At 76.6% G+C, this 26750-nt stretch carries 21 protein-coding genes; 10 read left to right on the top strand and 11 right to left on the bottom strand.

The window, feature by feature from the left end; translation table 11 throughout:
- Positions 1-142 precede the first annotated feature (142 nt).
- Positions 143-2566 carry a glycoside hydrolase family 31 protein gene (locus MUK52_RS26265; protein ID WP_284580601.1) on the top strand — a complete coding sequence of 808 codons (2424 nt, stop codon included), beginning with the start codon at positions 143-145 and terminating at the stop codon, positions 2564-2566.
- On the opposite strand, the gene MUK52_RS26260 is transcribed toward MUK52_RS26265, so the two are convergent.
- Positions 2557-3066 (bottom strand): NUDIX domain-containing protein, encoded by a 510-nt coding sequence (locus tag MUK52_RS26260; RefSeq protein WP_114056676.1) that lies wholly within the window; start codon positions 3064-3066, stop codon positions 2557-2559. The two genes, MUK52_RS26265 and MUK52_RS26260, sit on opposite strands and share 10 nt — an antisense overlap.
- A gap of 29 nt (positions 3067-3095) precedes the next feature.
- Here MUK52_RS26260 and MUK52_RS26255 point away from each other — a divergent pair, with 29 nt between their 5' ends.
- The 3 genes from MUK52_RS26255 to MUK52_RS26245 are packed head-to-tail and all read left to right on the top strand — an operon-like array spanning position 3096 to position 5440.
- Complete coding sequence (locus MUK52_RS26255) at positions 3096-3761, top strand: M15 family metallopeptidase (protein ID WP_246042637.1); 666 nt, start codon at positions 3096-3098, stop codon at positions 3759-3761.
- Positions 3762-3797: 36 nt separating this feature from the next.
- Positions 3798-4244 (top strand): Zn-ribbon domain-containing OB-fold protein, encoded by a 447-nt coding sequence (locus tag MUK52_RS26250; RefSeq protein WP_114056678.1) that lies wholly within the window; start codon positions 3798-3800, stop codon positions 4242-4244.
- Positions 4241-5440, top strand: coding sequence for a lipid-transfer protein (locus MUK52_RS26245; protein WP_284580595.1), 1200 nt, complete (start codon positions 4241-4243; stop codon positions 5438-5440). The genes MUK52_RS26250 and MUK52_RS26245 overlap by 4 nt, the downstream gene beginning before the upstream one ends.
- Before the next feature lie 161 nt (positions 5441-5601).
- Here MUK52_RS26245 and MUK52_RS26240 read toward each other — a convergent pair whose 3' ends face one another.
- Genes MUK52_RS26240 through MUK52_RS26225 form a run of 4 tightly spaced genes read right to left on the bottom strand, consistent with a single transcriptional unit; the run spans position 5602 to position 9887 of the window.
- On the bottom strand, positions 5602-6225 hold the full coding sequence (locus tag MUK52_RS26240; protein WP_114056679.1) for a GTP-binding protein: 624 nt from the start codon (positions 6223-6225) through the stop codon (positions 5602-5604).
- The gene (locus MUK52_RS26235; protein ID WP_284580591.1) at positions 6206-6652 is read right to left on the bottom strand and encodes a DUF742 domain-containing protein; all 447 of its coding nucleotides are present in this window, start codon (positions 6650-6652) and stop codon (positions 6206-6208) included. Before MUK52_RS26235 ends, MUK52_RS26240 begins: the two co-directional genes overlap by 20 nt.
- A gap of 11 nt (positions 6653-6663) precedes the next feature.
- The gene (locus tag MUK52_RS26230; RefSeq protein WP_114056680.1) at positions 6664-7101 is read right to left on the bottom strand and encodes a roadblock/LC7 domain-containing protein; all 438 of its coding nucleotides are present in this window, start codon (positions 7099-7101) and stop codon (positions 6664-6666) included.
- Positions 7098-9887, bottom strand: a complete 2790-nt coding sequence (locus MUK52_RS26225; protein ID WP_114056681.1) for a nitrate- and nitrite sensing domain-containing protein — start codon at positions 9885-9887, stop codon at positions 7098-7100. Before MUK52_RS26225 ends, MUK52_RS26230 begins: the two co-directional genes overlap by 4 nt.
- A gap of 400 nt (positions 9888-10287) precedes the next feature.
- On the opposite strand from MUK52_RS26225, the gene MUK52_RS26220 reads away from it, so the two are divergent.
- Positions 10288-10791 (top strand): hypothetical protein, encoded by a 504-nt coding sequence (locus tag MUK52_RS26220; protein ID WP_284580588.1) that lies wholly within the window; start codon positions 10288-10290, stop codon positions 10789-10791.
- A 50-nt stretch (positions 10792-10841) separates the two neighbouring features.
- On the opposite strand, the gene MUK52_RS26215 is transcribed toward MUK52_RS26220, so the two are convergent.
- From MUK52_RS26215 to MUK52_RS26205, 3 genes are all read right to left on the bottom strand, one after another.
- Complete coding sequence (locus MUK52_RS26215; protein WP_114056682.1) at positions 10842-15494, bottom strand: hypothetical protein; 4653 nt, start codon at positions 15492-15494, stop codon at positions 10842-10844.
- A 120-nt stretch (positions 15495-15614) separates the two neighbouring features.
- Positions 15615-16514 carry a hypothetical protein gene (locus MUK52_RS26210; RefSeq protein ID WP_125547287.1) on the bottom strand — a complete coding sequence of 300 codons (900 nt, stop codon included), beginning with the start codon at positions 16512-16514 and terminating at the stop codon, positions 15615-15617.
- A gap of 154 nt (positions 16515-16668) precedes the next feature.
- Positions 16669-18174: a hypothetical protein gene (locus MUK52_RS26205; protein WP_246042640.1), complete on the bottom strand. Its 1506-nt coding sequence runs from the start codon at positions 18172-18174 to the stop codon at positions 16669-16671.
- 109 nt (positions 18175-18283) lie between these two features.
- Between MUK52_RS26205 and MUK52_RS26200 the strand changes: the two genes are divergently transcribed.
- The 3 genes from MUK52_RS26200 to MUK52_RS26190 are packed head-to-tail and all read left to right on the top strand — an operon-like array spanning position 18284 to position 20612.
- Positions 18284-19057, top strand: a complete 774-nt coding sequence (locus MUK52_RS26200) for a LamB/YcsF family protein (protein ID WP_114058809.1) — start codon at positions 18284-18286, stop codon at positions 19055-19057.
- Positions 19054-19716: a 5-oxoprolinase subunit B family protein gene (locus MUK52_RS26195; protein ID WP_114056685.1), complete on the top strand. Its 663-nt coding sequence runs from the start codon at positions 19054-19056 to the stop codon at positions 19714-19716. The genes MUK52_RS26200 and MUK52_RS26195 overlap by 4 nt, the downstream gene beginning before the upstream one ends.
- Complete coding sequence (locus MUK52_RS26190) at positions 19713-20612, top strand: 5-oxoprolinase subunit C family protein (RefSeq protein ID WP_284580580.1); 900 nt, start codon at positions 19713-19715, stop codon at positions 20610-20612. The genes MUK52_RS26195 and MUK52_RS26190 overlap by 4 nt, the downstream gene beginning before the upstream one ends.
- Before the next feature lie 166 nt (positions 20613-20778).
- On the opposite strand, the gene MUK52_RS26185 is transcribed toward MUK52_RS26190, so the two are convergent.
- Positions 20779-22176 carry a HEAT repeat domain-containing protein gene (locus MUK52_RS26185; protein WP_114056686.1) on the bottom strand — a complete coding sequence of 466 codons (1398 nt, stop codon included), beginning with the start codon at positions 22174-22176 and terminating at the stop codon, positions 20779-20781.
- Positions 22177-22514: 338 nt separating this feature from the next.
- On the bottom strand, positions 22515-22937 hold the full coding sequence (locus tag MUK52_RS26180) for an ankyrin repeat domain-containing protein (RefSeq protein WP_114056687.1): 423 nt from the start codon (positions 22935-22937) through the stop codon (positions 22515-22517).
- 313 nt (positions 22938-23250) lie between these two features.
- On the opposite strand from MUK52_RS26180, the gene MUK52_RS26175 reads away from it, so the two are divergent.
- Together MUK52_RS26175 and MUK52_RS26170 are read left to right on the top strand one after the other, a co-directional pair.
- A complete protein-coding gene (locus MUK52_RS26175) occupies positions 23251-23445 on the top strand; it encodes a hypothetical protein (protein ID WP_114056688.1) in 195 nt (64 codons plus the stop codon).
- Positions 23446-23485: 40 nt separating this feature from the next.
- Positions 23486-25093 carry a hypothetical protein gene (locus tag MUK52_RS26170; RefSeq protein WP_246042642.1) on the top strand — a complete coding sequence of 536 codons (1608 nt, stop codon included), beginning with the start codon at positions 23486-23488 and terminating at the stop codon, positions 25091-25093.
- An 11-nt stretch (positions 25094-25104) separates the two neighbouring features.
- Here MUK52_RS26170 and MUK52_RS26165 read toward each other — a convergent pair whose 3' ends face one another.
- Positions 25105-26607, bottom strand: coding sequence for an SCO1417 family PLP biosynthesis transcription factor (locus MUK52_RS26165; RefSeq protein ID WP_114056689.1), 1503 nt, complete (start codon positions 26605-26607; stop codon positions 25105-25107).
- Positions 26608-26750 lie beyond the last annotated feature (143 nt).

Raw genomic sequence — 26750 nt, 5'->3', positions numbered from 1 at the left:
GGGCTCGCGGTGGCACACAGGGACGATGCCATGTGATCCACCTCCGCACCAGGGGTGCCCGGGGCGTGGGCGCGGGTCGGGGCAGGTGAACGGTGTCTGAACGTCCCCCGTGCGGACGGGTCCCGGTGGCAGTGTGGGCGGCATGGACGGTCGGGATCTGGTGCGTGCGCTGAAGGGGTTCGGTACGGAGGGCGGGAGGCGGGCCTGGCGGTCGGCGCTGCGGAACCGGCGTGCGGACGCGGCGGGGCTGCCGCGGCGCGGGCCGGAGCGGGCGCGGGTGCCGGGGCTGCTGGCGGGGACGGAGCCCGCGCCGGGCGGCGGGCTGCTCCGGTTCGCCCGGTCCGAGCTGCTGGTGCGGGTGACGGTGGGCGGGGCGGTGTTCTGGAGCTGGGACGGGGCTTCGGCTGGGCCTTCGTACGCCGTTCCGGGGGGCGGGCCGGAGCCGGACCCGCGGGCGGTGCTGGAGCCGGACACCGGGGGCGGCTGGCGGGTGGTGTCGCAGCGGGTGACCGTCGGGGTGTCGCGGTACGGGGCGGTGGAGGTGCGCACTCCGGGCGGGGCGGTGCTGCGGCGGGAGCTGCCGCCGCGCTGGTGGGAGCCGCACCCGGGCGGGCCGGGAGCCGGGGCAGGGGCGCGTGCCGGCGGGCGGTGGATGGTGCGGGCGGAGGTGGCCGCCGACGCGCGGTTCTTCGGGCTCGGCGGGCGGGCCGGCGGGCCGCGGCTGCGGGACGGTGCGTACCGGCTGTGGAACACCGACCCGGGCGGCGCCTTCGGCCCGGGTGACGACCCGCTGTACATCACGATGCCCGTGCAGCTGGTCGTCGCGGACGCGGGCACGCACCTGGTGTTCCACGACAGCACCTGGGACGGGCGGGTGCTGCTGCGCGAGGGCGAGGAGGGTGCGGGGTCGGGCCCGGACCGCCCCGGTACGAGTGAGCTGCGCATGGACGGCGGCCCGCTGCGCTGCTGGGTGCTGGCGGGCACCCCGGCGCGGGTGCTGCGGGGCTGGGCGGCGCTGACCGGCGCTCCGGCGGTCCCGCCCGCGTGGGCGCTGGGGTACCAGCACGCGCGGTGGGGGTTCGGGAGCGCGGACGAGGTGCGGCGCGTGGTGGCCGGGTACCGGTCGCGCGGGCTGCCGCTGTCGGCGGTGCACCTGGACATCGACCACTACGACGGGCACCGGGTGTTCACCGTGGACCGGGAGCGGTTCCCCGACCTGCCGGGGCTCGCCCGGGAGTTGGACGGCGCCGGGGTGCGGCTCGTGTCGATCGTCGACCCCGCGGTGAAGGTGGGCGACGCGGTGCACGCCGCGGGGCGGGAGGTCGGCGCGCAGGGGGCGTTCGTACGGGACGCGGCGGGGCGGGAGGTCCAGGGCGAGGTGTGGCCGGGGCGGTGCGCCTATCCGGATTTCACGTGTCCGGAGGTGCGCGCGTGGTGGGGCGGGCTGTACGCGGAGCGGCTCGCGCAGGGCTTCTCGGGGGTGTGGCACGACATGAACGAGCCGGTGTCGTTCGCGCCGTTCGGGGAGACCACCCTGCCGCGGTCGGCGCGGCACGCGCTGGACGGGGAGGGCGGCGACCACCGGGCCGCGCACAACGTGTACGCCCTCGGCATGGCCCGGGCCGGCTGGGAGGGCCTGGTGCGGCTGCGGCCGGGCGAGCGGCCGTTCCTGTTCTCGCGGTCGGGGTGGGCGGGTATGCAGCGGTACGGGGGCACCTGGTCGGGGGACGTCGCGACCGGGTGGGAGGGGCTGCGGGCCTCGCTGTCGCTGGTGCTGGGGCTCGGGCTGTGCGGTGTCCCGTACTCGGGGCCGGACGTGGGCGGGTTCGGGGGCTCGCCGTCGCCCGAGCTGTACCTGCGGTGGCTGCAGCTCGGCGCATACCTGCCGCTGTTCCGGACGCACTCGGCGCTGTGGGCGGGGCGCCGGGAGCCGTGGGAGTTCGGGCCTGAGGTGGAGCGGCACGCGGCCGCGGTGCTGGCGGAGCGGGAGCGGCTGCGGCCGTACTTCGTGACGCTGGCGCACCTGGCGCGCCGGACCGGCGCCCCGTACGTGCGGCCGCTGTGGTGGGGGGATCCGGGCGACCGGGCGCTGCGGGACTGCGAGGACGCGTTCCTGTTGGGGGACGGGCTGCTTGTCGCGCCGGTCCTGGAGCCGGGGGTGGAGCGGCGGGGGGTCCGGCTGCCGCGTGGCCGCTGGTACGACACCGCGACCGGGGCAGCGTACGAGGGGCCCGGGCGGGTGCTGCTGGACGCGCCGGCGGGGCGGATTCCGGTGCTGGCGCGGGCGGGTGCCGTGCTGGCGGTGCGTGCGGCGGGTGCGGGTGCGGAGGCCCGCCGCGGGGTGGTGCCGGAGGCGTGGGCCCCGGCGCCCGGGCGGGCCGGGGGCGGGGTCGTGGTCCGGGAGCCGGGGCCGGGGTTCGAGCCGGGGGTGGTGGAGCGGTACGCGGTGCGGTGGTCGGGCGGCGAGGTCGTCGTGGAGGACGCGGCGGGGGCCCGGGTGGAGGACGCGGTGGTGCGGGGCGCGTATGCGGTGCGTCCGGCTGGGGTGGGGCCCGGTCAGGCGTAGCGGCCGGCGAACCAGGCCGCGGCGGCCCGGGTGTGCAGGGGGAAGGCCAGTTCCGCCGGAGTGCGCAGGATGTGCCAGCCGGTGGTCTCGTCCGTCGGGGTCGACGGGGGGAGGGTGGCCAGGGGGCGGGGCGGGAGCAGGCCGAAGAGGAGCAGGTGGCCTCCCGGGGAGCTCATGGCGTCGGCGAGGGCGACGTCGGCGGCGGGGGCGTGGATGCCGGTCTCCTCGCGCAGTTCGCGGACGACCGCTTCGCGCCAGTCCTCGCCGAAGTCCATGAAGCCGCCGGGGAGGGCGATGCCGCCGAGGGCCGGCTCGATGGTGCGGGTGATCACGACGAGGCCGGTGCCCGCCTCGTCCTCCGCGGGGAGCAGTGCGACGGCCACCGGGAGGGGGTTGCGGTAGGCGACGGCGCCGCAGGCGGTGCAGGTGCGGGGCCAGGCGTCGCTGTCGAACAGCGTTCCGCAGGTGGAGCAGTGCGAGTCCCTCAGGTGTGCCGGCATGCGGTGATGGTAGGCCAGGGGGCATGCGGATGGCGGTGGTTGCGGGGTGTCTGGCGGTGCTGGCGGGTTCGTCGCCGAGCGGGTTCGCGGCGCTGTCGGACGTGGATCCGACCATCGGGCAGGACATGCGCTACGCGACCGCGCGCAATTTCACGGGGCGGGTGGCGGAGGGGTACGAGGAACCGGTGTGCCTGCTCGCGAAGCCGGCGGCCGAGGCGCTGCGGCGGGCACAGCGGGTGCTGCGGCGGCAGGGGTTCTCGCTGCTGGTGTACGACTGCTACCGGCCGCAGCGGGCGGTGGACGGGTTCGTGCGGTGGGCGCGGGACGCCGGCGACCAGGCGGCGAAGGCGGAGTTCTACCCGGAGGTGGACAAGTCGCGGCTGGTCGCGCTCGGGTACATCGCGGAGCGGTCGGGGCACAGCCGCGGGAGCACGGTGGACGTGACGCTGGTGCGGCTTCCCGAGCGGCGGCCGGTGGACATGGGCACGCCGTTCGACTGGTTCGGGCCGCTGTCCCACACGGACGATCCGCGTGTGGGCGGTGCCGCGCGGGAGAACCGGCGGCTGCTGCGGCGGGTGCTGGAGGCGGAGGGGTTCGTGAACCTGCCCGGGGAGTGGTGGCACTTCACGCACCGGCCGGAGGCGTTCCGGGAGCAGTTCGACTTCCCCGTCGCCTTGCGCGCCGTACGCGGATGAACCCACACTTCTGACGGACCGTCAGAAGGAGGGGCTGTGGAGCGGACCCGGAAGCCGGCCGTGCCGGGGTGGTTCACCGAGGAGGGCGGCTTCCGGCTGCTCGGGACGCGGTGTGCGGCCTGCGCGGCGGTGTTCTTCCCGCGGGAGGACGCGTACTGCCGCAATCCGCACTGTGCGGGGGGCGGCGCCATGGAGGAGGTGCCGCTGTCGCGGCGCGGCCGGGTGTGGTCCTACACCGACGGGCGGTACCGGCCGCCCGCCCCCTACCCCTCCGATCCGGGAGAGCCCTGGGAGCCGTACACGCTCCTCGCCGTGGAGCTGGAGGCGGAGGGGATGGTCGTGCTGGGGCAGGCCGTGCCCGGGGTGGGTCCGGCCGACCTGGAGGTGGGCATGGAGGTCGAGGTGGTGGGCGGGGTGCTGGCCGAGGACGCGGACACCGTGTGGACCACCTGGTGCTTCCGGCCGGTGGGGGGCCCGGCATGACGGACGTGGCGGTGCTCGGGGCGGGAATGCACCCGTGGGGCAAGTGGGGCCGGAGTTTCGTCGAGTACGGGCGGGTCGCGGCGCGGGCCGCGCTCGCCGACGCGGGGCTGGAGTGGCGCGGCGTGCAGTCCGTCGTCGGCGCGGGCACCGTGCGCGGCGGATACCCCGGCCATGTGGCGGGCGCCGCGTTCGCCCGGGCCCTCGGATGGCAGGGGGCGCGCGTGGCCAGCGTGTACGCGGCGTGCGCGTCCGGCGCGCACGCCGTCGCGGCGGCGCGGGCGCAGATCCTCGCCGGACAGGCCGACGCGGTGCTGGTCGTGGGGGCGGACGCGGCGCCCAAGGGGTTCTTCGCCCCGGCGGGCGGGGACCGGCACGACGACCCGGACTGGCTGCGGTTCCGGCTGCTGGGCGCGACGAACCCGGCGTACTTCGGGCTGTACGCGCGCCGGCGGATGGCGGTGTACGGGGACACGGCGGAGGACTTCGCCCGGGTGAAGGTGAAGAACGCGGCGGCCGGGGCGCTGAACCCGCTGGCCCGCTACCGGAAGGCGGTCACGGCCGGGGAGGTGGCTGCCTCGCCCGTCGTCGCCGACCCGCTGCGGCTGCTCGACGTCTGCGCCACCTCGGACGGGGGCGCGGCCCTGGTGCTCGGCAGCATGGAGTTCGCGCGGGCGCGGGGCGCGGCCGACCCGGTGCGGATCCGGGCGGTGTCGACGGTGACGCCGCGGTATCCGCGGACGGTCCTCGACCTGCCGGACATCGCGACCGACTCGGGCTGCGGCACCGGGCCCGGCCCCGCGGGCGCCGCCGTGCCGTTCCGGGCGTCGATCGCGCGGGCCGCGTACGAGGAGGCCGGGATCGGGCCGGAGGAGCTCTCGCTGGCCGAGGTGTACGACCTGTCCACCGCGCTGGAGTTGGAGTGGTACGAGGACATCGGCCTCTGCGGCCCGGGCGAGGGCGCGGCGCTCCTGGGGAAGGGCGCCACGGCGCTCGGCGGGCGGGTGCCGGTCAACGCGAGCGGCGGGCTTGCCTCGTTCGGGGAGGCCGTTCCCGCGCAGGCCATCGCCCAGGTGTGCGAGCTGACGTGGCAGCTGCGCGGGGCGGCGGGCGCGCGCCAGGTGCCGGGGGCGCGGGTCGGGATCGCCGTGAACCAGGGGCTGTTCGGGCACGGGTCGGCGATCGTGGCCGTGCGGTGAGGCCGGGCGTGTGCGGATGCCTGACGGGACCGCGGAGCGGGTTCACACGCGCCCCGCGGTCCCGGACCGTCCCCCCTGCCCGGCGGAAGCCGCGGCCCGCACCCCGGTCGGCGGGGGTGCGGGCCGCTCCGGCGGGCGGCTCCGGCGGGCGGCTCCGGCCTTCACGTGCCGGCGGTCAGGCTCCGGCGGCGGGCCCGGGCCGTCGACATGGCATGCTCGACGACCCCGACCAGCACGTCCTTGACGGACTCCCGGTCGCGGGCGTCGCACAGCAGCACGGGCACGCCCGGATCGAGGTCCAGCGCCTCCCGGACGTGCACCACGGGGTGGCGTTCGGCCCCGTCGAAGCAGTTGACCGCGACGGTGAAGGGGATCCCCCGCCGCTCGAAGTAGTCGACCGCGGCGAAGCAGTCGGCGAGCCGGCGGGTGTCGGCGAGGACCACGGCGCCCAGGGCGCCCTGTGCCAGCTCGTCCCACAGGAACCAGAAGCGGTCCTGGCCCGGGGTGCCGAACAGGTACAGCACCAGGTCCTCGCGCAGGGTGATCCGCCCGAAGTCCATGGCAACGGTGGTGGTGTTCTTGCCCTCCACTCCCCCGGTGTCGTCGATGCCCGCACCCGGCTCGGAGAGCGACTCCTCGGTGCGCAGCGGCCTGATCTCGCTCACCGCGCCGACCAGGGTGGTCTTGCCCGCCCCGAAGCCGCCCGCGACGAGGATCTTCAGGGTCAGCGGCTCGACCGGGGAGACGGCGTGCATCGCACCGCGGCTAGAGCGCCCGAAGGCCATCGATCACCTCACGCAGAATGGATTCGTCGGGCAGTTCGGCCGGCGGTACCGGCCGGGTCACGTGGACCAGTTCCTCCTCGGCCAGGTCTCCGATGAGGACGCGCACCACCCCGACCGCCAGGTCGAGTTCGGCCGCGATCTCGGCGACCGACTGGGGGCGCTCCCGGCAGAGGCCGAGGATGTGGGCGTGCTCCGGGGAGAGGGTCAGCTCCCAGACCGGGTCGTCGGCCGCCGGCTCGGCGACGACCAGGGCGATCAGGTCGAGCCGGTGCCGGCCCGCGTGGCTGGTCCGGCCGCGGGTCATCGCGTACGGGCGTACGACCGGGCCTGCGTCGTCGTCGAACCAGTGCGGCTCGTCGGGGCCGTGGGCCCGGGCGGTGTCCGCACCGGGGGCGTGCTCCTGGTGCTCTGCGCCTGGATCGCTCATGCGGCCTCGACTCACCCTCCGGCTGGCAGTCCGGAGCGCGGGGCGGTCGCCAGGTGGTCGCCGACGCGCTTGACCATGAGGGTCATCTCGTAGGCGACCTGCCCGACGTCCGAGTCGGCGTCCGAGAGCACGGCCAGGCAGCTGCCGTCGCCGGCGGCCATCACGAAGAGGAACGCCTCGTCGAGTTCGACGACGGTCTGGCGGACGCCGCCGGAGTCGAAGTGCCGGCCGACGCCTTTGGCGAGGCTGTGGAAGCCGGAGGCGACGGCGGCCAGGTGCTCGCTGTCCTCCCGGGTCAGGTCCTTGGAGCTGCCGGTGGGCAGGCCGTCGCCGGAGAGGACGACCGCCTTGCGGATGCTGCCGACCCGGTCGACGAGTTCGTCGAGCAGCCAGTTGAGCTGGCCGGAACCGCGGCTGCGGATGTCGTTGCCGGTCTGCGGTGCGGTCATCGACCGTCCCCCTCGTTCTCGTTCGCGGGACCGCGGCCGGCGCGGGTGCCCGCCCCGGTCTCGGACTGCTGTGCGTGCGTGTTGCGGCCCGCCGTCCAGCCTCGCTGGAGGGCGGACATACGGGTGCGTACGTCTTCGGCGTCGCGCTCGGCCGGCGGCTCCGGCTCCGGCCGGGCGGGGGCGGGCGCGGGGGCGGACCTCAGCTGCGGCGCGAGGTTCGCCTGCCGGACCCGCCGGGGCAGTCCGCCGGGCCCCGTGGCGGGGGCGGCCTGCTCCGGCTGCGTCGCGCGCGGCTCCGGCTCCGGCTCCGGCCGGTCCGGCGCGGGTGGCACCGGGGAGACCGGGCGGGGCTCCACCCGGCGGCCGTGGTCGGCCACCAGTGTCGGCGTGGGGCGGCGGCGCGGCAGCGGCACGGGGCCCGAGGAGCGGGCGGCCTCGGGGCGGGGGCCGCGGACCGGGTCGGCGCGGTGGCCGTCCAGCCGGACGGGGCCGGTCGGGGCGAGCGGTTCCCGGTCGCGGGCCGTCCGGCGCTCGGGGTGCTGGCGGTCGGCGGGGCGCAGGCCGAGCAGGCCGCTGCGGGGCGTGCCGTGCGGGGGCGTCTCGTCGTCGAGGGTCGCCATCGCGGGGCGGCCGCCAACGCCGGTGAGGCCGGCGATGCCCGCGGCGGGCTCGTCGAGGGCGGCGGTGTCGTCGGCGCCGTCGAGGCCGAGCGTGCCGAGGGGGGCTTCGAGTTCGACGGGGCGGCGCCGGTCGGCGGCGGGCAGCGGCCGGCCGGCCGCTCCGTGCTGCACGGCCGGGCCGGTGTGCGCGGGCCGCTTGCCGGGGCCGGCGGGGCGGCCGTGGCGGTCGTGCTTGGCGCCGCCGGGGCGCAGTCCGCCGCCGGGGGTGTCGGGGGCCTCGGTGAGCAGCGCTGCGGGCAGGAACACCACGGCGGTGGTGCCGCCGTAGGGGCTGGGCTGGAGGACGACCTTCACGTCGTGGCGGCGGGCGAGGCGGCTGACGACGAACAGGCCGAGGCGGTCGGTGTCGGAGAGCTCGAACTCGGGGGTCTCGGCGAGGCGCAGGTTGGCGTCGAGGAGTGCTTCGGGGTTCATGCCGAGGCCGCGGTCGTGGATCTCCAGGGTGAAGCCGTTGGCGACGCGTTCGCCGTGGACCTGGACGGCGGTGTGCGGCGGCGAGAAGACGGTGGCGTTCTCCAGCAGTTCGGCGACGAGGTGGGTGACGTCGGCGACGGCGGGGCCGGCGATGCCGAGGCGGGGCAGGCGGCGGACCTCGATGCGCTCGTAGTCCTCGACCTCGGCGACGGCGGCGCGGACGACGTCCATCAGCTGCACGGGCCGGCGCCACTGGCGGGAGGGGGCCGCGCCGGAGAGGATCACGAGGCCCTCGGCGTGGCGGCGCATGCGCGTGGTCATGTGGTCGAGGCGGAAGAGGTCGGCGAGCTCCTCGGCGTCCTCGGTGCGCCGCTCCATGGTGTCGAGCAGGGTGAGCTGGCGGTGGAGCAGCACCTGGTTGCGGCGGGCGAGGTTGACGAAGACCTCGGAGACGCCCTTGCGGAGCTCGGCCTGCTTGACGGCGGCCTCGACGGCGGCGCGCTGGAGGGTGTTGAGGGCGAGTCCGACCTGGCCCACCTCGTCCTTCTCGTACTCCAGGCGGGGGGCCTCGGTCTCGACGTCGACGTGCTCCCCGGCGGCGAGGCGGCGCATGACGGCGGGGAGGCGGACGCCGGAGACCTCGTGGGCCTCCTTGCGCAGCCGGGAGAGGTCGCGGATCAGGTCGCGGCCGATGCGGACGGACATGAAGAGGGAGGCGAGCAGCGCGAAGAAGCCGAGGACGCCGGCGACGGCGGCCTGGACGAGGACGCTGACGGCGACGGGCTCCACGCGCTCCTGGTAGCGGTCGCCGGCGGCGGTGCCCATGGTGGCGAGGTCGTCGAGGACCTTGCCGGCGGCGTCGTCCCACTGGGCGGCGGTGATGCTGCGGGGGTTCTTGCCGGGGCCGCCGGAGAGGAAGCGTTCCTCCGCGTCGCGCAGGGGCTTGGTGTCGGGCCCGTTCCAGTACGTCTCGAAGACGTCCCGCTCGGCGGGGGGCAGGATGGCGAGGTTGAACGAGTACAGCAGGCGCCGGTTCGCGGCGAGGTCGGAGACCTGGCGCAGGTCGGCGGCATCGACGTTGCGCGCGGCGAGTGCGGAGGCGATGACGGCGTCCTCGCGGGAGAGGGTCTCGCGGGCGCGGGTGATGCCGACGAGGGCGCGGCCCTGCTTGTCCATCTCCACGTTCTCCAGGGCGTGGAGGTTCATCAGGAAGTCGTAGCAGGGGTCGACGAGCCGGCTGTACATCTCCAGCGCCTGGTTGGGGTCCAGGGTGTTCTGGTCGACGGAGCGGCGCAGGGTGCCGATGCCGTTCAGGGCGTCGAGGATGGAGGTCAGGCGCTGGTTGGCGGCCGGCGAGAGCTCTTCGACGACCTCGGGGTCGCGGGCGTTCCTGCCGATGCGGTCGACGAGTCGGTCGGTGGCGGCGCGGCGCTTGGCGAGCTCGGCGGTGGCGGCCGAGGCGCGGGGGTCGCCGATGACGACAAGGGTCTGGCGGCGCTCCTTCTGCAGGACGCGGACGACGTCCTCGATCGGGTAGCCGACCTTGTCGATGACGTAGGCGACGTCGAGGAGCTGCAGGGCCTGGCGGCCGGTGACGACGGTGGAGAAGCCCCAGAGGGCGGTGAGGGAGACGAGCGGCACGAGCAGCAGCGCCACGATCTTCCGGCGGATGGACTTCCCGCGAAAGCGCATGGCCTCCCCAGCCTCCCCAGCTCAACCCCCTTTGCGGGGATTGGTGTTCTGTCACTCAAACGGCGTGAGCCTACTACTGCTGCGCGACGGCTTCGAAGGCGTGTCCGGACGTTTTCGGCCTGCCGCCCGGGCGAAGATCACGAGTTGTCCGATACCTCCGGGCAACTGCGTTCCGATATGCGGCAGATGCCACTCGGTGGGGGGTCGGTTCCCGGGGCGGCACGGATGGCTGGAAGTATTCGTTCCGGCGTGCAAGGCGGTACGGGTGAAAGTCCGCGATCCGGGAATCTCCCGGGGCCGGTGCACGTCTACCTGTTCGAGGGGTTTTCGCCGGGTGCGTCGTCCGGCCCTGCGCGGGCAGGGTAGACACCACCGGCAGTGCGAGGGGAGGGAGCGCGCCATGGGGACGTACGAGGACGCGGGCGCGGGAGCGTCGGTGCGCGCACCGGCGGGTGCGGGCGACAGTGCGGCCGGCGGGCCGCGGCGCGGGCTGTGGCAGGAGGAGCCGGCCCGGCGGCGCCGGCTGCCGGACCCGGTGCGGGAGTCGGCGGTGCGGGCGGTGCTGATCGTGGCGGTCACGCTGACCGCGGCGACGATCGCGTTCTTCCTGACGCTCACGGGGTCCTGGCTGGCCCTGCCCATGGTGGTGGCCGCGATAGCCGGGACCGTGGTGGCGACGTGGGGCGTGCTGGACGTGATCATCACGCGGCAGATCTGGAACCAGCGGTACGGGGTGGTGTCGGAGCCGAGCAGCACCGCGCGGAGCCTGCGGCGCGAGAGGCGCCGGGCCCGCCGCGAGGAGCGCGCCGCCCGCCGCGGCCGGCCCGGCCGGAGCCGGCAGACCGCCGCGGGCGGACCGGCAGGCTGGGCGGAGCACATATCCGCCCGCGGCGGAGCCGGGTAGGCGGCTGCCCGCGCCGGCCGCCGACGGGTGCGGCGGCCGGCCGGGCCGGGTCAGGTGGCGGCGGTCGACCGGCGGAACATGCGGGTCGCGGTGATCTCGCCGTGGATCGCCTCGCCCTCCGCGGACTGCTGCGGCAGGCCGGGCCGCAGGTGCTCCTCGACGCTGATGTACTTCAGGCCCGCCCTCAGGTCGGCGTCGTTGCGCAGCCGGATGACCAGCGGGAACTCGGCCAGCGCCGTGGTGTCGAACAGCCCCGTGGTGTACAGGAGCTGGACGCCGAGGGCGTCCGAGACGGCCCGCTGGAGCTCCAGCAGGTACGTGGCGTTGGCGCGCCCGATGGGGTTGTCGAGGAACAGGGTGCCGGCGTGCCGGTGCTTGTCGCGGCCGCGGTCGTTGCTGCGGAGCGCCGCCATCGTGCAGTAGAGCGCGATGGCGGCGGTCAGCAGCTGCCCGCCGGAGAACACGTCGCCCATCTGGCCGACGGGGACCCGCTCCGCGCGCAGCACCGCGTCCGGCTTGAGGATCTCCACCGAGACGCCCTTGGGCTCCAGGGCCGCCTGGACGCCGCGCAGGAGGAGGGACATGCCGTCGCGGCGGCCCTCGCCGAATGCGGCGTTCTTCCTGACCGCGGAGCGGGTGGCGTCGTCGATGACCTCGCCGAGCCGCTCGGTGAGCGTGGCCGGGTCGGGCTCCTCGAAGCGGATCCGCAGGAACTCCTGGCCCGACCATTCGCCGAGGCCCTCGGGGAGCCGGGAGAGCCGCTGGGCGGAACGCAGCGTCGCCAGGGCGGACTCGACCAGTCCGCGGAGCCGGTCGACGATGCTGTCCCGGTTGCGCTCCAGCTGGGCGAGCTCGTCGGTGAGGACGCGCAGGCGGGGTGCGAAGGCCGCAGCCCAGGCCGCCGCGTGCTCGGGCAGGGCGGAGGCGGGCAGTTCGCGGATCTGCTGCCGGGCGGGGGTGCGCACCTGCTCGTAGCGGGTGGCGTTGGCGTGCCGGACGAGGACGTCGCCGGCCTCGCGGACGGCGGTCTCGGCGGCCGAGAGGTCCGCGGCGCAGCCGCGCAGCGAGCGGCGGGCCTCGGCGGCGGACTGCCGGGCCTCCTCCAGGGTCCCCGGGTGGGGCGCCGGCTCCTGCTCGTCGTCCTGCGGGGCGTGGTCGCGCAGCAGGTCCCGCAGCATCGCAGCGGTCTCGTCGAAGCCTCCGGCGCCGTCCTCGGCGGTGCGGTGGGCGCGCAGCAGGTCGGCGTGGGCGGCGCGGGCGCTCTCGACGGCCGCGGCGTGCGCGGCGAGCTGGGCGGTCGCGTTGCGCAGCATGGCCTGCGCCTGGTCGACGTCCTCGGGGACCATCTCCTCGGGGAGGTCCGTGTGGGCCTCGCCGTCGGCCGGGGCGTGGCGCTCGGCCTCCCCGCGGAGCCGGCCGAGCTGCTCGCTGGCGGCGGAGGCGCGTGCCTCCAGCATCTGGACGAGGGATTCGGCGCGGGAGGCGGCCGCCTGCCGGGAGGGGCCGTCGGCGCCGTCGGTGCCTTCGAGCAGCTGGGCGGCGCGGGTGCGGACCTTGTTGGTGAGCCGGTCGAGTTCGGCGAGGGCGGCGCTCTCGTCGGACTCGGCGCGGGCCTGCTCGGCCCGCAGGTCGGCGCCGACGCCGACCTTCTCGTAGAGCCGGGAGGCGGCCCGGTAGGCCTCGCGGAGGTCGGGCAGGGGGCGCTGCGGGGCCGCCTGGCCGGGGTCCTCGGGCAGGGCCTCGGGGGCGCCGGCGATCTCGGCGCGCTCGGCGCGCAGGGCGCGGGCGGTGCGCCGGGCGTCGTCGGCGGCGCGCTGGGCGGCGCGGCGGTCCTCGTCGGCGGCGCGGGCCCGCTCCAAACACATCTCCGCGCGGGCCTCGGCTTCGGCGGCGTCGTCGGCGAGTTCGCGGACGCGGACCTGCCAGGTGGCGCGCTCGCGCAGCCGGGAGGCGAGGCCGGCGAGGATGTCGGCGGCGCGGCGGGCGCGCTGGGCGGCGTCCTGGCGTTCGTCGCGGACGCGGGCGGCGTCGGCGTTGGCCTCGTCGGCCTCGGCCCGGGCGGTGCGGGCCTCGGCGAGCTCGGCGTCGGCCTCCTGGGCGAAGGTGCGGGCGGCGGCGGCCTGTCCGGCGAGTTCGGCGAGTCGGCCGGGCGGGCAGCCGGTGCGCCAGGAGGCGAGGCGGGCGGCGAGCTCGCGGTCCCCGGCGAGGCGGGCGGCGAGCTCGCGGATCTCGGTGTCGCGGGCGGTGGCGCGGTCGCGGAGCGCGCGGCGCTCCTCGTCGGCGGCGTGCTCGTCGTGCATGGCCGGGTTCGGCGGGACGAGGAACACTCCGGCGTCGTCCCCGGCCGCCGGGACGGGGGCGAGGAGGGCGGCGGCGGTGCCGACGGCGACGGTGGAGCGGGGCAGCAGCGCGGCCCCGGCGAGGACCTCGCGGGCGCGGGCGTGGGTGTCGGGGTCGGTGATGACGACGCCGTCGACGAGTTCGGGGCGGGCGGCGAGGACCGCGGCGTGGTCGGCGGGGTCGACGGACTGGGCGAGGTAGCGCCAGCCGGGCAGGGCGGGGATGCCGTGCTCGCCGAGGTACTCGACGGTCGCGAGGACGTCGGGGCCGGGGGGCAGCAGGCCGCCGTCGCCCAGCGCGCCGAGGATGCGGGCGTCGTCGGCGGCGGCGGTGCGCAGGTCGAACAGCTGGCGTTCGGCGGAGGCGACCGCGTCGGTGAGGAGGGAGTGCAGCTCCTCGGCGGTGCGGTCGAGGTCCTCCGCGGTCAGCCCGCCCGCCGGGGGGTCGGCCGGGGCGGATCCGCCGGCGGGGGTGTCGCCGCCGGAGCGGGGGCCGGGGACGGGGGCCCGTCCGGGCGCGGACGGCAGGCCGAGGAGAGCGGCCAGGCGGGGCGCGGCGGCCAGGGAGGCCGCGGCGAGCCGCTCGGCGCGGTGCGCGGCCTCGGCGGCTTCGGCGGCGTCCGCGGCGCGGGCGGCGGTGAGTTCGGCGCGGGATTCCGCGGCGGCCGCCTCGCGGGCGGTGTCGGCGGCGGCGCGGGCGGCCTCGCGGGCTGTGTCCCAGGCGGCCACGGCGGCGGCTTCGGCGTCGCTGGCGGCCAGGGCTGCGCGGGCCGGGTCGGCGTCGGGGGCGGAGTCGTCGAGCCAGCCGGCGCGGACGGCCTCGGCGGTCTCCTGCCGGACCTCGGCGAGGCGGGCCCGCAGGTGCTCGGCCTCGCTGCGGGCCCGCTGCGCGGCGGTGGCGGCGGCGGTGGCGTCGCGGTGGGCGGCTTCTCCGGCGGCCTGGAGTGCGGCGGAGCGCTCCTCCTCCTCGTTGGCGGTGCGTTCGCCCTCTTCGGCGGCGGTGTGCAGGGCGCGGACGAGGGCTGCGGCTGCGGAGGCGCGGGCGGCGAGGGCGGGAGCGGCGTCCCGCTCGGCCTCCAGGATGGCGGCGGCGACGCGGGCGGAGCGGTCGGCCGCGGCCCGGTGGCGGAGCACGGTCTCGGCGGCCTGCCAGGCGGCGTGCAGGGTGCGCGCCTCCAGCAGCTCGCGGCGCTGGGCGGTGGCGGCCTTCTCGGCGACGGCCAGGGCCAGCGAGGCGTGCCGGTAGGCGAGTTCGGCGGAGACGGCGGCGCTGCGGCCGCGGGCGGCCTCGGCAGCGGTGACGGCGTGGGCGGCGTCGGTGACCCGCTGGGCGAGGTCGGCGGCGCGGGCCCGCTCCTCGGCGGCGCGCGCGGAGAGCCGGCGGGCGAGGGTGCGGGTGCGGCGCTCGGCGCCGGCGTGGACGTCGCGGAGCCGGGAGCGGGTCTCGGCTGCTTCGACGATCTTCCCGAGGAGGTCGACGGAGCCGGCGGTGAAGTCCCGTTCGGCCATCAGCTCGGCGCGCCGGCCGAGCTTGTTGCCGAAGCCGTGGACGAGGTCGGCGAGGCCGTCGGTGTCGCGGGTGTCGGTGACGGCGCGCAGCAGCAGGTCGGTGAAGTCGGAGTCCTTCTTCACCGCGAACAGTCCGGCGGCCTCGCCCTCGTCGGCGTTCATCTCGCGCTGGTAGCGGAAGAGCTCCGGGTCGAGGCCCAGCTCGGTGAGGTGCTCGTTCCAGCGGTCGTGGATCTCCTCGAAGTACACCTCCAGGTGCGGGTACGCCTTGCCCGCCTCGGTCAGGGCGTCGCGGAAGCCCTTCATGGTGCGGCGGCGGCCCTGCGCGCCGGAGGCCCCCTCGACGGGCGGGCGGACGGCGGTGGCCTCGGCGACCGGCAGGTTGTCCAGGCTGAGGCCGGGGCCGGGCCGGAAGGAGTACCAGGCCTCGGCGAACTTGCGGGGGTCGTTGGAGACCTGGCGGCCGCGCCATTCGCTGACCTTGCCGACGACGACGCACTCGCCGGTCTGGGTGTGCTGCCACTCCAGGGCGACGTGCCCGCAGTCGTCGGCGAGCAGGAACTTGCGCAGCACGCCGGAGCTGGCGCCGCCGAGGGTGTTGCGGTGGCCGGGCAGCATCACCGAGAAGATCAGCTTGAGGAGGACGGACTTGCCGCCGCCGTTCTCCAGGAACAGCACGCCGGCGGGTGCGGGGCGGCGCGGCGGGCCGGTGGGCTCGTCCGCGAAGAACTCCGCCTGGGCGGGCGCCGGGTGGGGCACCGGCTCGCCCACTCCGCGCAGGTCGAGCACGGTGTCGGCGTAGCGTGCGCCGGCGGGCCCGATGGAGTAGAGGCGGATCCGGGACAGCTCGTACATGGCGGCGGGCTCTCGTGGTGTCTCGTGGGTGGCGGTACGGGAGGACGGGGGTCGGCGGGGCCGGGGCGGGCCGCGTGCCCGGGGCGGGCGCGGGCCCGCGGACCGGGTGCGGGCCGGGGTTCAGCCGTGGAAGGGCAGTCCGGCGTCGGGCGCGAGCTCCAGGTCGTCGCCCTCGGGCGGCGGGAGGAGGCTCGCGGTGCCGTCGCTGACGGGGACCACGCCGAGTTCCAGGAGTTCGGCCATGGCCGCGGTGCCCGCCATGTCGCGGACCTGGAGCTGGTAGCGGGGGGTGGTGCGGTAGGTGCCGCCGGAGTCGTCGCCGGTGCGCTGGAGGAACCCGGAGTCGGTGAGGAAGGCGGCGGCCTTGCCGACGATGCCGGTGGTGGATCCGGCGAGGCGGCGGGCGTCCTTGGTGGCGCCGGTGGAGCTGCGGCGGGCGTAGACGCGCCAGGCGGCCTCCAGGCCGGGGGCGTCGGAGGCCGGGTCGGTGTTCTCGCCGAGCTCCTCGGCCCGCTCTTCCAGGCGGCGGCAGGCCTGTCGGACGAACGCGTCGACGCCGTTGACGGTGACCCGGCCGACGTATCCGTCGTCGGCGAGGTCCTCGGGCCGGGGGAAGGCGAGCGCGGCGATGGCGAGGTGGGCCAGGCCGTGCAGGAACCGGTCGCCGGAGTCGGCGGCCGTGCGGCGGGCGTAGTCGCCCATGCGGACCGCGAAGACGGAGTCCTCCCCGGCGGTGACGGCCATGCCGGCGCGCGGGGACACCTCCAGGACGACCAGGCCGAGCCCGGTGGCGACGGCGTCGGCGAGGCGGCCGAAGGCCGGGTCCTCGCGGTAGCGGCGCAGCAGGTCGGCGTACTCGGCGTCGCGGGCGGGCTGCAGCTTGGGCTGCAGGCCGAACGCGACGAGGCGGGCCGCGTCGGCGGCGTCCGCGGGGGTGACGTGCGAGCCGGCCGGGGGGGCCGGCGCCGCCGGCGCGTCGGCCTCGCTCCACGCGGGGTGCTCGGCGTGGTGGTCGCTCACGGGTACTGCCTCTCCTGGGGTGCGGTGGTCGCGCGGGGGCGCGGTGCCGCCGGTGCGGCGGCGTACGTCGGAGCCCGGCCGCCCCCGGCGGGTGCGGCCGCGGCAGCGGCGGACGGGTCCGCCCCGGCTGCGGTGGCGGCGGCTGCCGGGGGCGTCACTGCGCCTCCGTCCGGTCGGCGGTCATCGCGGCCGCGTCCAGCAGGGCCGTGCCGACGATCAGGTCGGCGCCGCCGAACTCCGGGTCGTCCAGCTCCGTGCCGTCGTCCACCGCGAACAGCAGCCGCTCCTCGCCCTGGCGGTAGGCGGTGCCGACGGCCGGGCTCGCCGCGTGGACGGCGAGCAGCGCCACCAGGTACGGCAGCTCCGGGTCGCTGCGCCGCGCCTGCGCGAGCAGGCCCGACAGGCGCCGCGGCGCGTCGTGCGGCAGGTCCAGGAGCTCGGTGGCGGCGGCGAGCTGCTCCTCGCTGAAGCGGCTGTCGTCCGGGGTGGCGATCAGGTCGGGCTCGGGCATCTCCGCGCCGAGGTGCTCCCGCTCCACGGGCGGCGTCAGCAGCAGCTCCACCAGGTCCGCGACGCGCACGGACACCGGCGTGCGCAGGCCCGTGCCCGCCGCGAAGAACGCGTCGGTGACGCGCCTGGCCTCCGCGACCGGCAGCGGCAGCACCGGCGCCACGAGCTGCCCGTACAGGTCGATGCCGGAGCGCGGCGCGGGTGCCGCGAACGCCTGCCGGTCCTGCTCCGCCCGGAACAGCGGGCCGGCGTCCAGCAGCCGGGACTGCAGCTGGGTGTGGCGGCGGATGCAGTCCTTGACGATGTCGACGAGTTCGGCGGCCCGCCGCTTGTTCTCCGGCTCCTCGGCCTCGTCGCGGGCCTTGCGGATGTTCGTCAGGATCGCGTTCTCGTGCCGGTAGCGGTCCGCGACGTGGTCGAGGGCCTCCTCGATCATGTCGGGCACGGACCGCAGCCAGTCAACCGCCCGTACGTTGCGCCGCGTCGCCTCCAGGGTGCGGCGCAGCGTCTCCGCGTACTGCACGGTGCGGTAGCGGGCCTGCTCGGCGGCGAGCTGGGCGTCCGCGAGCCGGCCGCGGCTGACGAGGACCTCCAGCTTCACCTCGGCCGCGATCTGGGCGCTGGTGACGTCGGTGTCGAGGGCGCCGACCAGGACGTTGACGGCCTCGTCCGTGGTCCGCAGGTAGACCCCGCCCCCGTAGCCGGGAACTTCCTCGATCAGCTTGAAGTCGTAGTCGCGCCGTACGTAGGCGCCGTCCGGGCCGAACGTGCCGTAGATCGCGCGGAAGCCGCGGTCGACACTGCCGACGTTGACCAGGTTCTCCAGGACCCAGCGCGCCACCCGCTCGTGCTCCGCGGCCGGCCGCTCCGGGGCCTGGGCCGCGACGCGCGGCAGCAGCCTGGCCACTATCTGCTCGTGGTCGGCGCCGGTGTCGAAGTCCATGTGCAGCGTGACCAGGTCGATCGCGGCGAGCGCGACCTCCGCCATCGCGTACGTGCCGTACTCGCCGGCGAGGTTCGCCTTGCGGACGTCGAGGTCGTGGAGCGGGGCGGTGCAGGCGAGCGCGCGCAGCCGCCGGGCCAGGCCCTCGTCGGCGGCCGGGCCCGGCGCCGGGGACGGAAGGGTCTTCGCCGGGGCGGGGAGAGTCACGGACAAAGATTAGGCGCTCGCAGGGACAACATCCCAAACGGCATGGTTCGGCACGATCGGTCCCCGTCATGGGGGGCGAGTGTTGTTCTAGGCTCACGGCATGGCATCCATGATCACACGTGCGGTCGACCTCAACGCCGACCTGGGCGAGGGCTTCGGACGCTGGACGCTCACCGACGACGAGGCGCTGCTCTCCGTCGTCACCAGCGCCAACGTGGCGTGCGGGTTCCACGCCGGCGACCCGTCGATCATGCGGCGGGTCTGCGAGCTGGCCGCCGCGCGCGGCGTGCGGATCGGGGCGCAGGTGTCCTACCGGGACCTCGCCGGGTTCGGGCGCCGGCCGATGGACGTGCCGCCGGGCGAGCTGGCCGACGAGATCGCCTACCAGATCGGGGCGCTGGAGGTCTTCGCACGTGCGGCCGGCTCCCGTGTGTCGTACGTCAAGCCGCACGGCGCGCTCTACAACCGCACCGTCCACGACGCCGCCCAGGCCGCCGCCGTCGCCGCCGGGGTCCGCATCGCGGCCGGACCGGACGCGGACCTGCCGGTGCTCGGGCTTCCCGGGTCGCTGCTCCTCGCCGCGGCCGCCGACGCGGGCCTGACGCCCATACCGGAGGCGTTCGCGGACCGGGCCTACACCGGGGCCGGGACGCTGGTCCCGCGGGGCGAGCCCGGCGCCGTCCTGCACGACCCCGACGCGGTCGTCGCCCGCGCCGTGGCGATGGCCGCGGAGGGCGCCGTCCCCGCCGCCGACGGCAGCCGCGTCGCCGTCGCTGCGCTCTCCCTGTGCGTGCACGGCGACACCCCGGGCGCGGCCGCGCTCGCCGGACGCGTGCGGGAGGCGCTCGCCGCCGCCGGGATCCGCGTCGAGGCCTTCGCATGACCCGCGCCGCCGGGCGCCGCGCCGGGCCGGGAGCAGGCCCGGCGAGGGCCCTCGTCGTCGGCGCCGAGGCGGTGCTCGTCGAGGTCGGCACCGCCGCGGAGGCGGCCGCCCTCCACGCGGAGGTGCTGCGCCGGCGCGCCGCCGGCGAGCTGGGACCCGTACGGGACGTGGTGCCCGCGGCGCGGACCGTGCTCCTGGACGGGGTGCGGGACCCGGGGGCGCTCGCCGCGCGGATCACCGGTTGGCGGGTGCCGCCGCTGGCGGAGGAGCAGGGCCCGCTGGCCACCGTCCCCGTCCGCTACGACGGGCCGGACCTGGCCGATGTCGCCCGGCTGTGGCGGGTCGCGGAGCGGGAGGTCGCCGAGGTCGTGGGATCGGTCGTCTTCCGGGTGGCGTTCTGCGGGTTCGCGCCCGGCTTCGGCTATCTGACGGGGCTCCCCGAACGCTTCCACCCGCCCCGGCGGGCCACTCCGCGCACCGCCGTCCCGGCCGGCTCCCTCGCGCTGGCAGGCGAGTACGCCGGGGTGTACCCGCGCTCCTCCCCCGGCGGCTGGCAGCTCATCGGCACGACCGACGCCGTGCTGTGGGACCCGCGGCGCGAACCGGCGGCGCTGTTCGCACCCGGGACGCGGGTGCGGTTCGAGGAGGCAGGCGCATGAGCGGGACCGGCGGCGGCCTGTGGATGGAGGTGCTGCGCCCGGGGGCGCTGACCACCCTCCAGGACCAGGGCCGGCCCGGCCACGCCCACCTGGGCGTGCCGCGCTCGGGCGCCCTGGACGCGGAGGCGCTCGCCCTGGCCAACCGGCTGCTGGGCAACCGGCCGGACACCGCCGCCCTGGAGACGACGCTGGACGGCACCGCCCTGCGGGCATGCGGCCCGCCGGGGTCGGGGGTCGTCGTGGCGGTCACGGGTGCGCCGTGTCCTGTACGGGTGTCCGGCCGGCCGGTGGCCTGGGGGGAGCCGGTCCGCATCCCGGCGGGGGCGGAGCTGGACGTCGGCCGGGCGGCATCGGGGGTGCGCAGCTACGTGGCGGTGCGGGGCGGCTTCGCCGTGCGGCCGGTCCTCGGCAGTCGCTCGACCGATGTCCTGTCCGGGCTGGGCCCCCCGCTTCCCGAGGCGGGCACGCTCCTGCCGGTGGGGCCCGCCGGCCCGGATCCGGTGCGCGGTGCCGACGCCCTGCGGGTCCCGGCACCCCCGGCCGAGCTGGTGCTGCCCCTCAGGCCGGGCCCGCGGGCCGACTGGTTCAGCCCGGCTTCGCTGGCCGCGCTGTGGCGCTCGCCGTACCGGGTCTCCCCGGAGTCGAACCGCATCGGCCTCCGCACGGAGGCGGGTCCGCGGCTGCTCCGCTCGTGCGGCGGCGAACTCCCGAGCGAGGGCATGGTCCTGGGCGCGGTCCAGGTCCCGCCGGACGGCCTCCCGGTGGTCTTCCTGGCGGACCACCCGGTGACGGGCGGGTACCCGGTGGTGGGCGTCGTCCCCCCGGGCCCGGCATTGGATGCGGCGGCCCAGGCCCGGCCGGGGGTGCCGGTCCGGTTCACGGCGGCGGGGTGGTAGGGGCGGGGCGGCAGGGGCGGCGGCGGAGCGGGCGGGAGCCGATCGGCCGGCTCCGGCCCACCGTTCCCGCTGCGGCCTTCCCACCCGCCGCCCCCACCCGAACGGCGCCCCTTCCGACTTCCGGAAGGAGCGCCGTTCGCTGGTCTGCCGGACTGCGGCCGGCCCCCTACACCGCCGATTCCGGTGTGATGCGGCTGCGGACTGCCGACTGGACGTCCTCTTCCTCCGCCGGGTCCGCGGCCAGGCGGCGGAGGCGGGGGGCGACGCGGGCGTCCGCGGTTTCGGCGTGGTGGGCCGCGACCTCGCGGGTGGTCTCCTCGCAGTCCCACAGGCACTCGACGGCGAAGCCCGCCGCGAAGGAGGGGTCCGTGCCCGCCAGGGCGCGGGCGGCGCGGCCGCGCAGGTGGGAGGAGGCCGTCTCGCGGTAGATGTGGCGCAGCACCGGGGCCGCGCAGCCGATGGAGAGCCGGCCGGCGCCGTCGACCAGGGCGTAGAGGCGGCGGGAGTCGGGGCCGGAGCCGCGGACGGTGTCGCGGAGGGCGCCGAGGACGAGGGGGGCGTCGCCGGGGCCGCCGTGGGCGGCGAGGAGTGCGGCGGCGGCTTCGCCGAGGGCGTCGGGGCGGTGGACCCAGCCGCGGGCCCGTTCGAGGGCGACGGGTCCGCACATGCGCTCGTAGGCGGCGACGGCGGGCTCGTCGGCAGCGGCTTCGATGAGGTCGAGGACGGCCGGGTTCTCCGGTTCGGCGACGACGAGGTGGTGCAGGGCGGTGGCGCGGGCGGCGTCGCCGAGGGTTCCCGCGGCAGCGGCCAGGATGGTGCCGCGGTCCTCGGGGGAGGCCACGGCGGCGAGGCAGCGCGCGGCGGGCACGTGCAGGGGGGTGCCGCGGCGCAGGCCTTCGGCGGCCCAGTCGAAGACGGCGAGGACGCCCCAGCCGGGACGCGGGCCGTTGGGGGTGAGCTGGCGCTGCCAGCGGTCGAAGGAGCCCTGTCGGCGTGCGGCGCCGAGGCGGGCGCCGTGCTCGGGGGTCTCCTCCCACAGGCACCAGGGCCGCGGCTCGTAGGCGTCGCGGACGGCGGCGGCCAGCCGCGCCCCACCCTCGGGGGTGTCGGGGAAGCGGGCGAGGACGGGCGCGGCGAGGGAGAGCAGTCCCTCGTCGTCGTCGCGCAGGGCGAGCTCGTCGAGGGCCCAGGACCAGTTGGCTCCGGAGGCGGCGTAGCGGCGCAGCAGCATCAGGGCGTCGTCGCGGCCGTAGGAGGCGAGGTGTCCGAGGACGGACAGGGCGAGGCCGGTGCGCTGCTCGGAGTCGTCGACGAGGTCGTCGGCGCCGAAGAGGTGGCTTTCGATCTCGCCGAGGGGCCCGTCGAGGTCGAGGTACAGGCGGGCGTAGTAGAGCGAGCGGTTCTCGACCTGCCAGTCCTGGCGCGGGTCACGGAGCACGCACTGGTTGAGTGCCTGGAGGGCCTCGGGCCGGGGGGCCGCGAGTGCGTGCAGGGTGCCGTCGCCGCGGCCCCGCTGGAGGAGGCCGAGCAGGGTGCCGCTTGGCGCTATGACTGGTTCGAACATGGGAATGGCCTCACATCAAGCTGGGGACGCAACCGGGAATCAGGGTTCACAGGGCCGCGTAACAGCATGTGAGGACGTTCGCCGTCGTGTTCCGCTCGATGTAGACCATTGCCTTCTCACTCTCTTCGGTGCTTCGCGGCCTGGCGGCCGGTTCCGCAGGGATGGGGTTCGGACACGCTTCGTGTCCTCCCCCCTGCCCGTCTGCCGAGCTCACGAATCGAATCCGACGCCATGATGACCCAGCCGGTTTGTGTGCCGCGACCACATTTACGGCCGCCGTGACCAACCCGTGAGGTGGGCGGCCGGTCACACCGTGCCAGCTCACGGCCGAAAACGGACTACTTCGCTCCGAAGAGTTCGAGCAGGTCTGCCTTGGCGAACATGCGGGCGGTGTCCACGGCGGACGGGGTGCCGGCGTGCGGGTCGGCGCCGCCGGCGAGGAGGGCGCGGATGACGGCCTCCTCGCCCTTGAAGACGGCGCCGGCGAGCGGGGTCTGGCCGCGGTCGTTGGCGCGGTCGGCCTCGGCGCCGCGCTGGAGGAGGGCGGTGACGGTGCCGGCGTGGCCGTGGTAGGCGGCGAGCATGACGAGGGTGTCGCCGCGGTCGTTGGTGAGGTTGGCGGGGACGCCCGCGTCGAGGTAGGCGGCGAGCGTCTCGGTCTCCCCCTGGCGGGCGAGGTCGAAGACCTTGGTGGCCAGCTCGATGACGTCCTCGTCGGGGGCGCCCTGGGAGCCGCCGTCGGTGGGCTGGTGCTCGCTCATCGGTCGGTTGCCGCCTTTCGCTCGGGGTGCGGGTCCTGGTCGTGGCCCGCGGGGCGGCGCGGTGGGTGCGCGCCCGTACGGGTGAGCGCCAGCGTAGCGCCCGGACCTGCGGGGACGGGGGCGCGTCCGGGGTCCGGGCAGTGCGGGGCGGGCCGCCGGGCACAGCGTCGGCGGCGGGTCTCCGCCAGCGGAGCTGGTCCGGTCAAGTGAAAGAGCGGCCAATTCACCCGTATGCACCTTTTATCGCATTGATACTTCCTGTGAGGTAGGGACAACTGATGGTGACTGTCCCCCACTCACCAGGAGAACTCACATGATCCTCTCCATCTCGGGCGTGGTCCTGCTCGGCGTCATCGCGTTCCTCTTCTTCAAGAAGGACGGGATGAAGCTGTCGCACGCCTTCGTCTGCGCGCTGTTCGGCTTCTTCCTCGCCGGGTCCGCCATCGCGCCGAGCATCACGGCGAGCACGGCGAGCCTCGCGAGCCTGCTCGGCGGGATCAAGCTCTAGCCGCCCCCGTCCCGCCGCACCAGAACCACAGGAGACGCCCGTGGCCCGGCTCCCCCTCCCCCGCTTCCCGTCCGGCGGCAAGCTGTCGGCGGCCCGGGGGCGCGACCTCGTCCGCAAGGCCGCCGACGGCGCCACGGACGTCCTCCATCCGCTCCTGGTCATCGGGCGCGGGCTGCGGATCCTGGCGGCGGCCGGGCGGGCCAGGTGGGCCGCGACCCCGAAGGACAAGCGTGGTCCCGCGCTGTTCCTCGGCGCGGCCTGCGTGCTGGTCGTCGCGGTCGCCCCGTACGGGCCCGCCCTGGCCCTCGCCGCGCTGATGGCGGCGGCGGCCTGGCGGGGGCGGGAGCGGGCCCCCGCCCGGACGGGGCCCGCGCCTGCCGAGGCGGAGCGGCTCGGCTCCCTGTACGAGGCACTCGTCCCGTACTTCTCGGTGCCCGAGGACCCCGAGCCGCTCTTCGCGCACGGGGCGGGCTGGGAGCGGGCGTTCGGCGACTACGCGTTCGACGAGTCGGGCCGCCTCACCCGGCTCCGGATCCGCTACCCGGCGTACTTCACCGACGGCGAGGCCGCCTCCCGGGCCCGCATCGAGACGCTGCTGCACGCGAAGTCGGGGCGCGGCCGCGAGTACCTGTTCGACTGGGACGAGGAGGGGAACCGGCTGGACGTGCGGGTGCTGCCGGCGCTGCCGACGGGGATCGCGGCCCAGCCGTTCGTCACCTCGCCCGGCGAGACCGTCCTCGGCTTCACGGACGCGGACGGGGTGCGGCGCACGCTGCCCGTGTCGGAGGACGGCGAGCAGCGCGACGTACCGCCGGTCCTGTGGCGGACGGGGCCGCGCTCCACCGAGCCGCACCTGCTGGCGGTGGGCCATCCCGGCAGCGGTGCGTCGACGCTGCTGCGGTCGGTCGCCCTGCAGGCGCTGCGGCACGGCGGCGACGTGCTGGTCGTGGAGGGCGGGGGAACCGGGGAGTACGCGTGCCTGGCCGGGCGCGCCGGTGTGCTCGCGGTGGAGGGCGGGCCCGCGGGGGCGCTGGCGACCCTGGAGTGGGCGGCGCACGAGACGGAGCGGCGGCTGATCGCCGCGCACCGGGCGCGGGAGACGGGCGGCACGGTCTCCGAGGACGTGCGGCGGCCCCTGTGGATCCTGATGGACCGGCCGACGGTGCTGGCGCACCTGGCGGCGGCGGAGGGGGCGCCCGATCCGCTGGCCCGGCTCCAGGTGCCGCTGCGGCACGGGCGGGCGGCGCACGTGACGGTGGTCGTGGCCGAGCAGTTCGACCACCTGGAGCTGCTGGACGACACGGTGTGGCAGCACACGCGGGCGCGGGTGGTGCTGGGTGCGGTGTCGGTGCAGCAGGTGGCGGACGTGCTGGGGCTGCCCCCGCACACGACGCCGACGGCACACGTCCCGCCGGGGCGGGGGTACGTACGGCTGGGGTCGGGTCCGGTGCACCGGCTGCAGGTGCCGGCCACCCCGGACCCGTACGACGAGGCGGCGAACCCGGCGCACCGGCAGGCGGTGCTGGAGCTGCTGCCGGGGCGGTCGGGTCCGGGCGGGGCGGGCCAGGTCCGGGCGCAGGCGCCGGGGCGGTCCAAGGCTGCGGCGGTCGGCGCGGAGGCGGTGCCGGAGGCGGCGGAGGCGCCGTAGCCCCCGGGGGGTTACGCGACGAAGGTGCGGGGCGGCTCGGCCCCGCTGCCGCCGGCGCCGGTGCCGACCAGCCGGGCGGCGGCCGCCAGGCGGACGGCGGCTTCCTCGGCGACGGGCCCGCCGACGGTGAACGGCAGCCGTACGTACCCCTCGAACGCGCCGTCGACGCCGAACCGGGGCCCGGAGGGGACGCGGACGCCGACCCGCTCCCCCACCTCGGCGAGGCGGGAGCCGGAGAGCCCGCCGGCCCGCGCCCACAGGGTGAGGCCGCCCCGCGGCACCTCGAACTCCCAGTCGGGCAGCTCCCGGCGGACGGCGGCGACCAGCGCGTCGCGGTTCTCGCGGGCCTGCTCGCGGCGCAGCGCGACGGCCTCCTGCCAGCCGCCGGTCCGCATGAGCCAGTTCACGGCGAGCTGTTCGAGGACCGGGGTGCCGAGGTCGGCGTACGCGCGTGCGGCGACGAGGCTGCGGATGACGTCGGGGGCGGCGCGGACCCAGCCGATGCGCATGCCCGCCCAGAAGGCCTTGCTGGCCGAGCCGACGGTGATGACGGTGGAGCCGGCCGGGTCGTGGGAGCAGACGGGGCGGGGCATCTCCAGGGCCGGGTCGAGCCCGAGCTCGGCCATGGTCTCGTCGACGACGAGGACGGTGCCGGCGGAGCGGGCCGCCTCGACCATGGCGCGGCGCTGCTCGGCGGACGCGAGGGCGCCGGTGGGGTTGTGGAAGTCGGCGACGACGTACGCGAGGCGGGGGGCGGCGTCGCGCAGGACCTGCCGCCAGACGGCCAGGTCCCAGCCGGTGAGGCCGTCGGCCATGGCGACGGGGACGAGGCGGAGTCCGGCGGCGCGCATGAGCTGGAGGATGTTGGCGTAGGAGGGGGATTCGACGGCGATGCGCTCGCCGCGTCCGGCGAAGAGGCTGCAGATGGCGTCCATGGCGCCCATCGCGCCGGTGGTGACCATGATCTGCTCGGGCATGGTGGGGATGCCGCGGTCGGTGTAGCGGTCGGCGAGCATGCGGCGCAGCGCGGGGAGCCCGGCGGGGTAGTCGCCGTGGGTGTGGGCGTACGGCGGGAGTTCCTCGAGGGCCCCCTGGACGGCCTTGGTGAGCCAGGGCTCCGGGGCGGGGAGCGCCGCACAGCCGAGGTCGATCATGGAGCCGAGGGATTCCGGCGGGAGGGGCTCCAGTCCGCGTGCGGGCAGCGGGTTGCCGGCGGGGACGGAGGTCCAGCTGCCTGCTCCGCGGCGCGATTCGAGGAACCCCTCGCCGCGCAGGGCCTCGTAGGCGGCGGCGACGGTGGTACGGGAGAGGGAGAGCGCGGCGGCCAGCTCGCGTTCGGCGGGGAGGCGGGCGGCGACGGGCACGCGCCCTTCGAGGACGAGGAGGCGGATGCCGTCGGCCAGGGAGCGGTACGCGGGGGGCTTGCGCGCCCCGGGGACGCCGGGCCGCTCCTGCTGGGAGGTGATGAGCCGGGCGAGCTGGGAGGCACCCACCGCCGAAGTCCACTCCGCCATGTCGTCGGTCCACTTTCGTCGGATTGGCCACCGCCGGTGCCGGGGCGGCCGGGAATTGGATCGGTCGCGGGGTCCAGCCTGCCATGCCGGTGCCGGCCGGGCCAGGGTCGGGGCCGGCCGGTGGCGCGGGCCGGGGCCTGCGG

Origin of the sequence: Streptomyces sp. 2P-4, from assembly GCF_030167965.1 — a bacterium.
GTDB classification, from domain to species: domain Bacteria; phylum Actinomycetota; class Actinomycetes; order Streptomycetales; family Streptomycetaceae; genus Streptomyces; species Streptomyces globosus_A.
This window is presented reverse-complemented; position numbering and strand designations above follow the sequence as displayed.

What these genes read in the sequence shown, in the direction of transcription:
- MUK52_RS26265 (WP_284580601.1), top strand. Translation starts at nt 143, where the DNA reads ATGGACGGTCGGGATCTGGTGCGTGCGCTGAAGGGGTTCGGTACGGAG.
- MUK52_RS26260 (WP_114056676.1), bottom strand. Translation starts at nt 3,066, where the DNA reads ATGCCGGCACACCTGAGGGACTCGCACTGCTCCACCTGCGGAACGCTG.
- MUK52_RS26255 (WP_246042637.1), top strand. Translation starts at nt 3,096, where the DNA reads ATGGCGGTGGTTGCGGGGTGTCTGGCGGTGCTGGCGGGTTCGTCGCCG.
- MUK52_RS26245 (WP_284580595.1), top strand. Translation starts at nt 4,241, where the DNA reads ATGACGGACGTGGCGGTGCTCGGGGCGGGAATGCACCCGTGGGGCAAG.
- MUK52_RS26240 (WP_114056679.1), bottom strand. Translation starts at nt 6,225, where the DNA reads ATGGCCTTCGGGCGCTCTAGCCGCGGTGCGATGCACGCCGTCTCCCCG.
- MUK52_RS26235 (WP_284580591.1), bottom strand. Translation starts at nt 6,652, where the DNA reads ATGAGCGATCCAGGCGCAGAGCACCAGGAGCACGCCCCCGGTGCGGAC.
- MUK52_RS26230 (WP_114056680.1), bottom strand. Translation starts at nt 7,101, where the DNA reads ATGACCGCACCGCAGACCGGCAACGACATCCGCAGCCGCGGTTCCGGC.
- MUK52_RS26225 (WP_114056681.1), bottom strand. Translation starts at nt 9,887, where the DNA reads ATGCGCTTTCGCGGGAAGTCCATCCGCCGGAAGATCGTGGCGCTGCTG.
- MUK52_RS26220 (WP_284580588.1), top strand. Translation starts at nt 10,288, where the DNA reads ATGGGGACGTACGAGGACGCGGGCGCGGGAGCGTCGGTGCGCGCACCG.
- MUK52_RS26215 (WP_114056682.1), bottom strand. Translation starts at nt 15,494, where the DNA reads ATGTACGAGCTGTCCCGGATCCGCCTCTACTCCATCGGGCCCGCCGGC.
- MUK52_RS26200 (WP_114058809.1), top strand. Translation starts at nt 18,284, where the DNA reads ATGATCACACGTGCGGTCGACCTCAACGCCGACCTGGGCGAGGGCTTC.
- MUK52_RS26195 (WP_114056685.1), top strand. Translation starts at nt 19,054, where the DNA reads ATGACCCGCGCCGCCGGGCGCCGCGCCGGGCCGGGAGCAGGCCCGGCG.
- MUK52_RS26190 (WP_284580580.1), top strand. Translation starts at nt 19,713, where the DNA reads ATGAGCGGGACCGGCGGCGGCCTGTGGATGGAGGTGCTGCGCCCGGGG.
- MUK52_RS26185 (WP_114056686.1), bottom strand. Translation starts at nt 22,176, where the DNA reads ATGTTCGAACCAGTCATAGCGCCAAGCGGCACCCTGCTCGGCCTCCTC.
- MUK52_RS26180 (WP_114056687.1), bottom strand. Translation starts at nt 22,937, where the DNA reads ATGAGCGAGCACCAGCCCACCGACGGCGGCTCCCAGGGCGCCCCCGAC.
- MUK52_RS26175 (WP_114056688.1), top strand. Translation starts at nt 23,251, where the DNA reads ATGATCCTCTCCATCTCGGGCGTGGTCCTGCTCGGCGTCATCGCGTTC.
- MUK52_RS26165 (WP_114056689.1), bottom strand. Translation starts at nt 26,607, where the DNA reads ATGGCGGAGTGGACTTCGGCGGTGGGTGCCTCCCAGCTCGCCCGGCTC.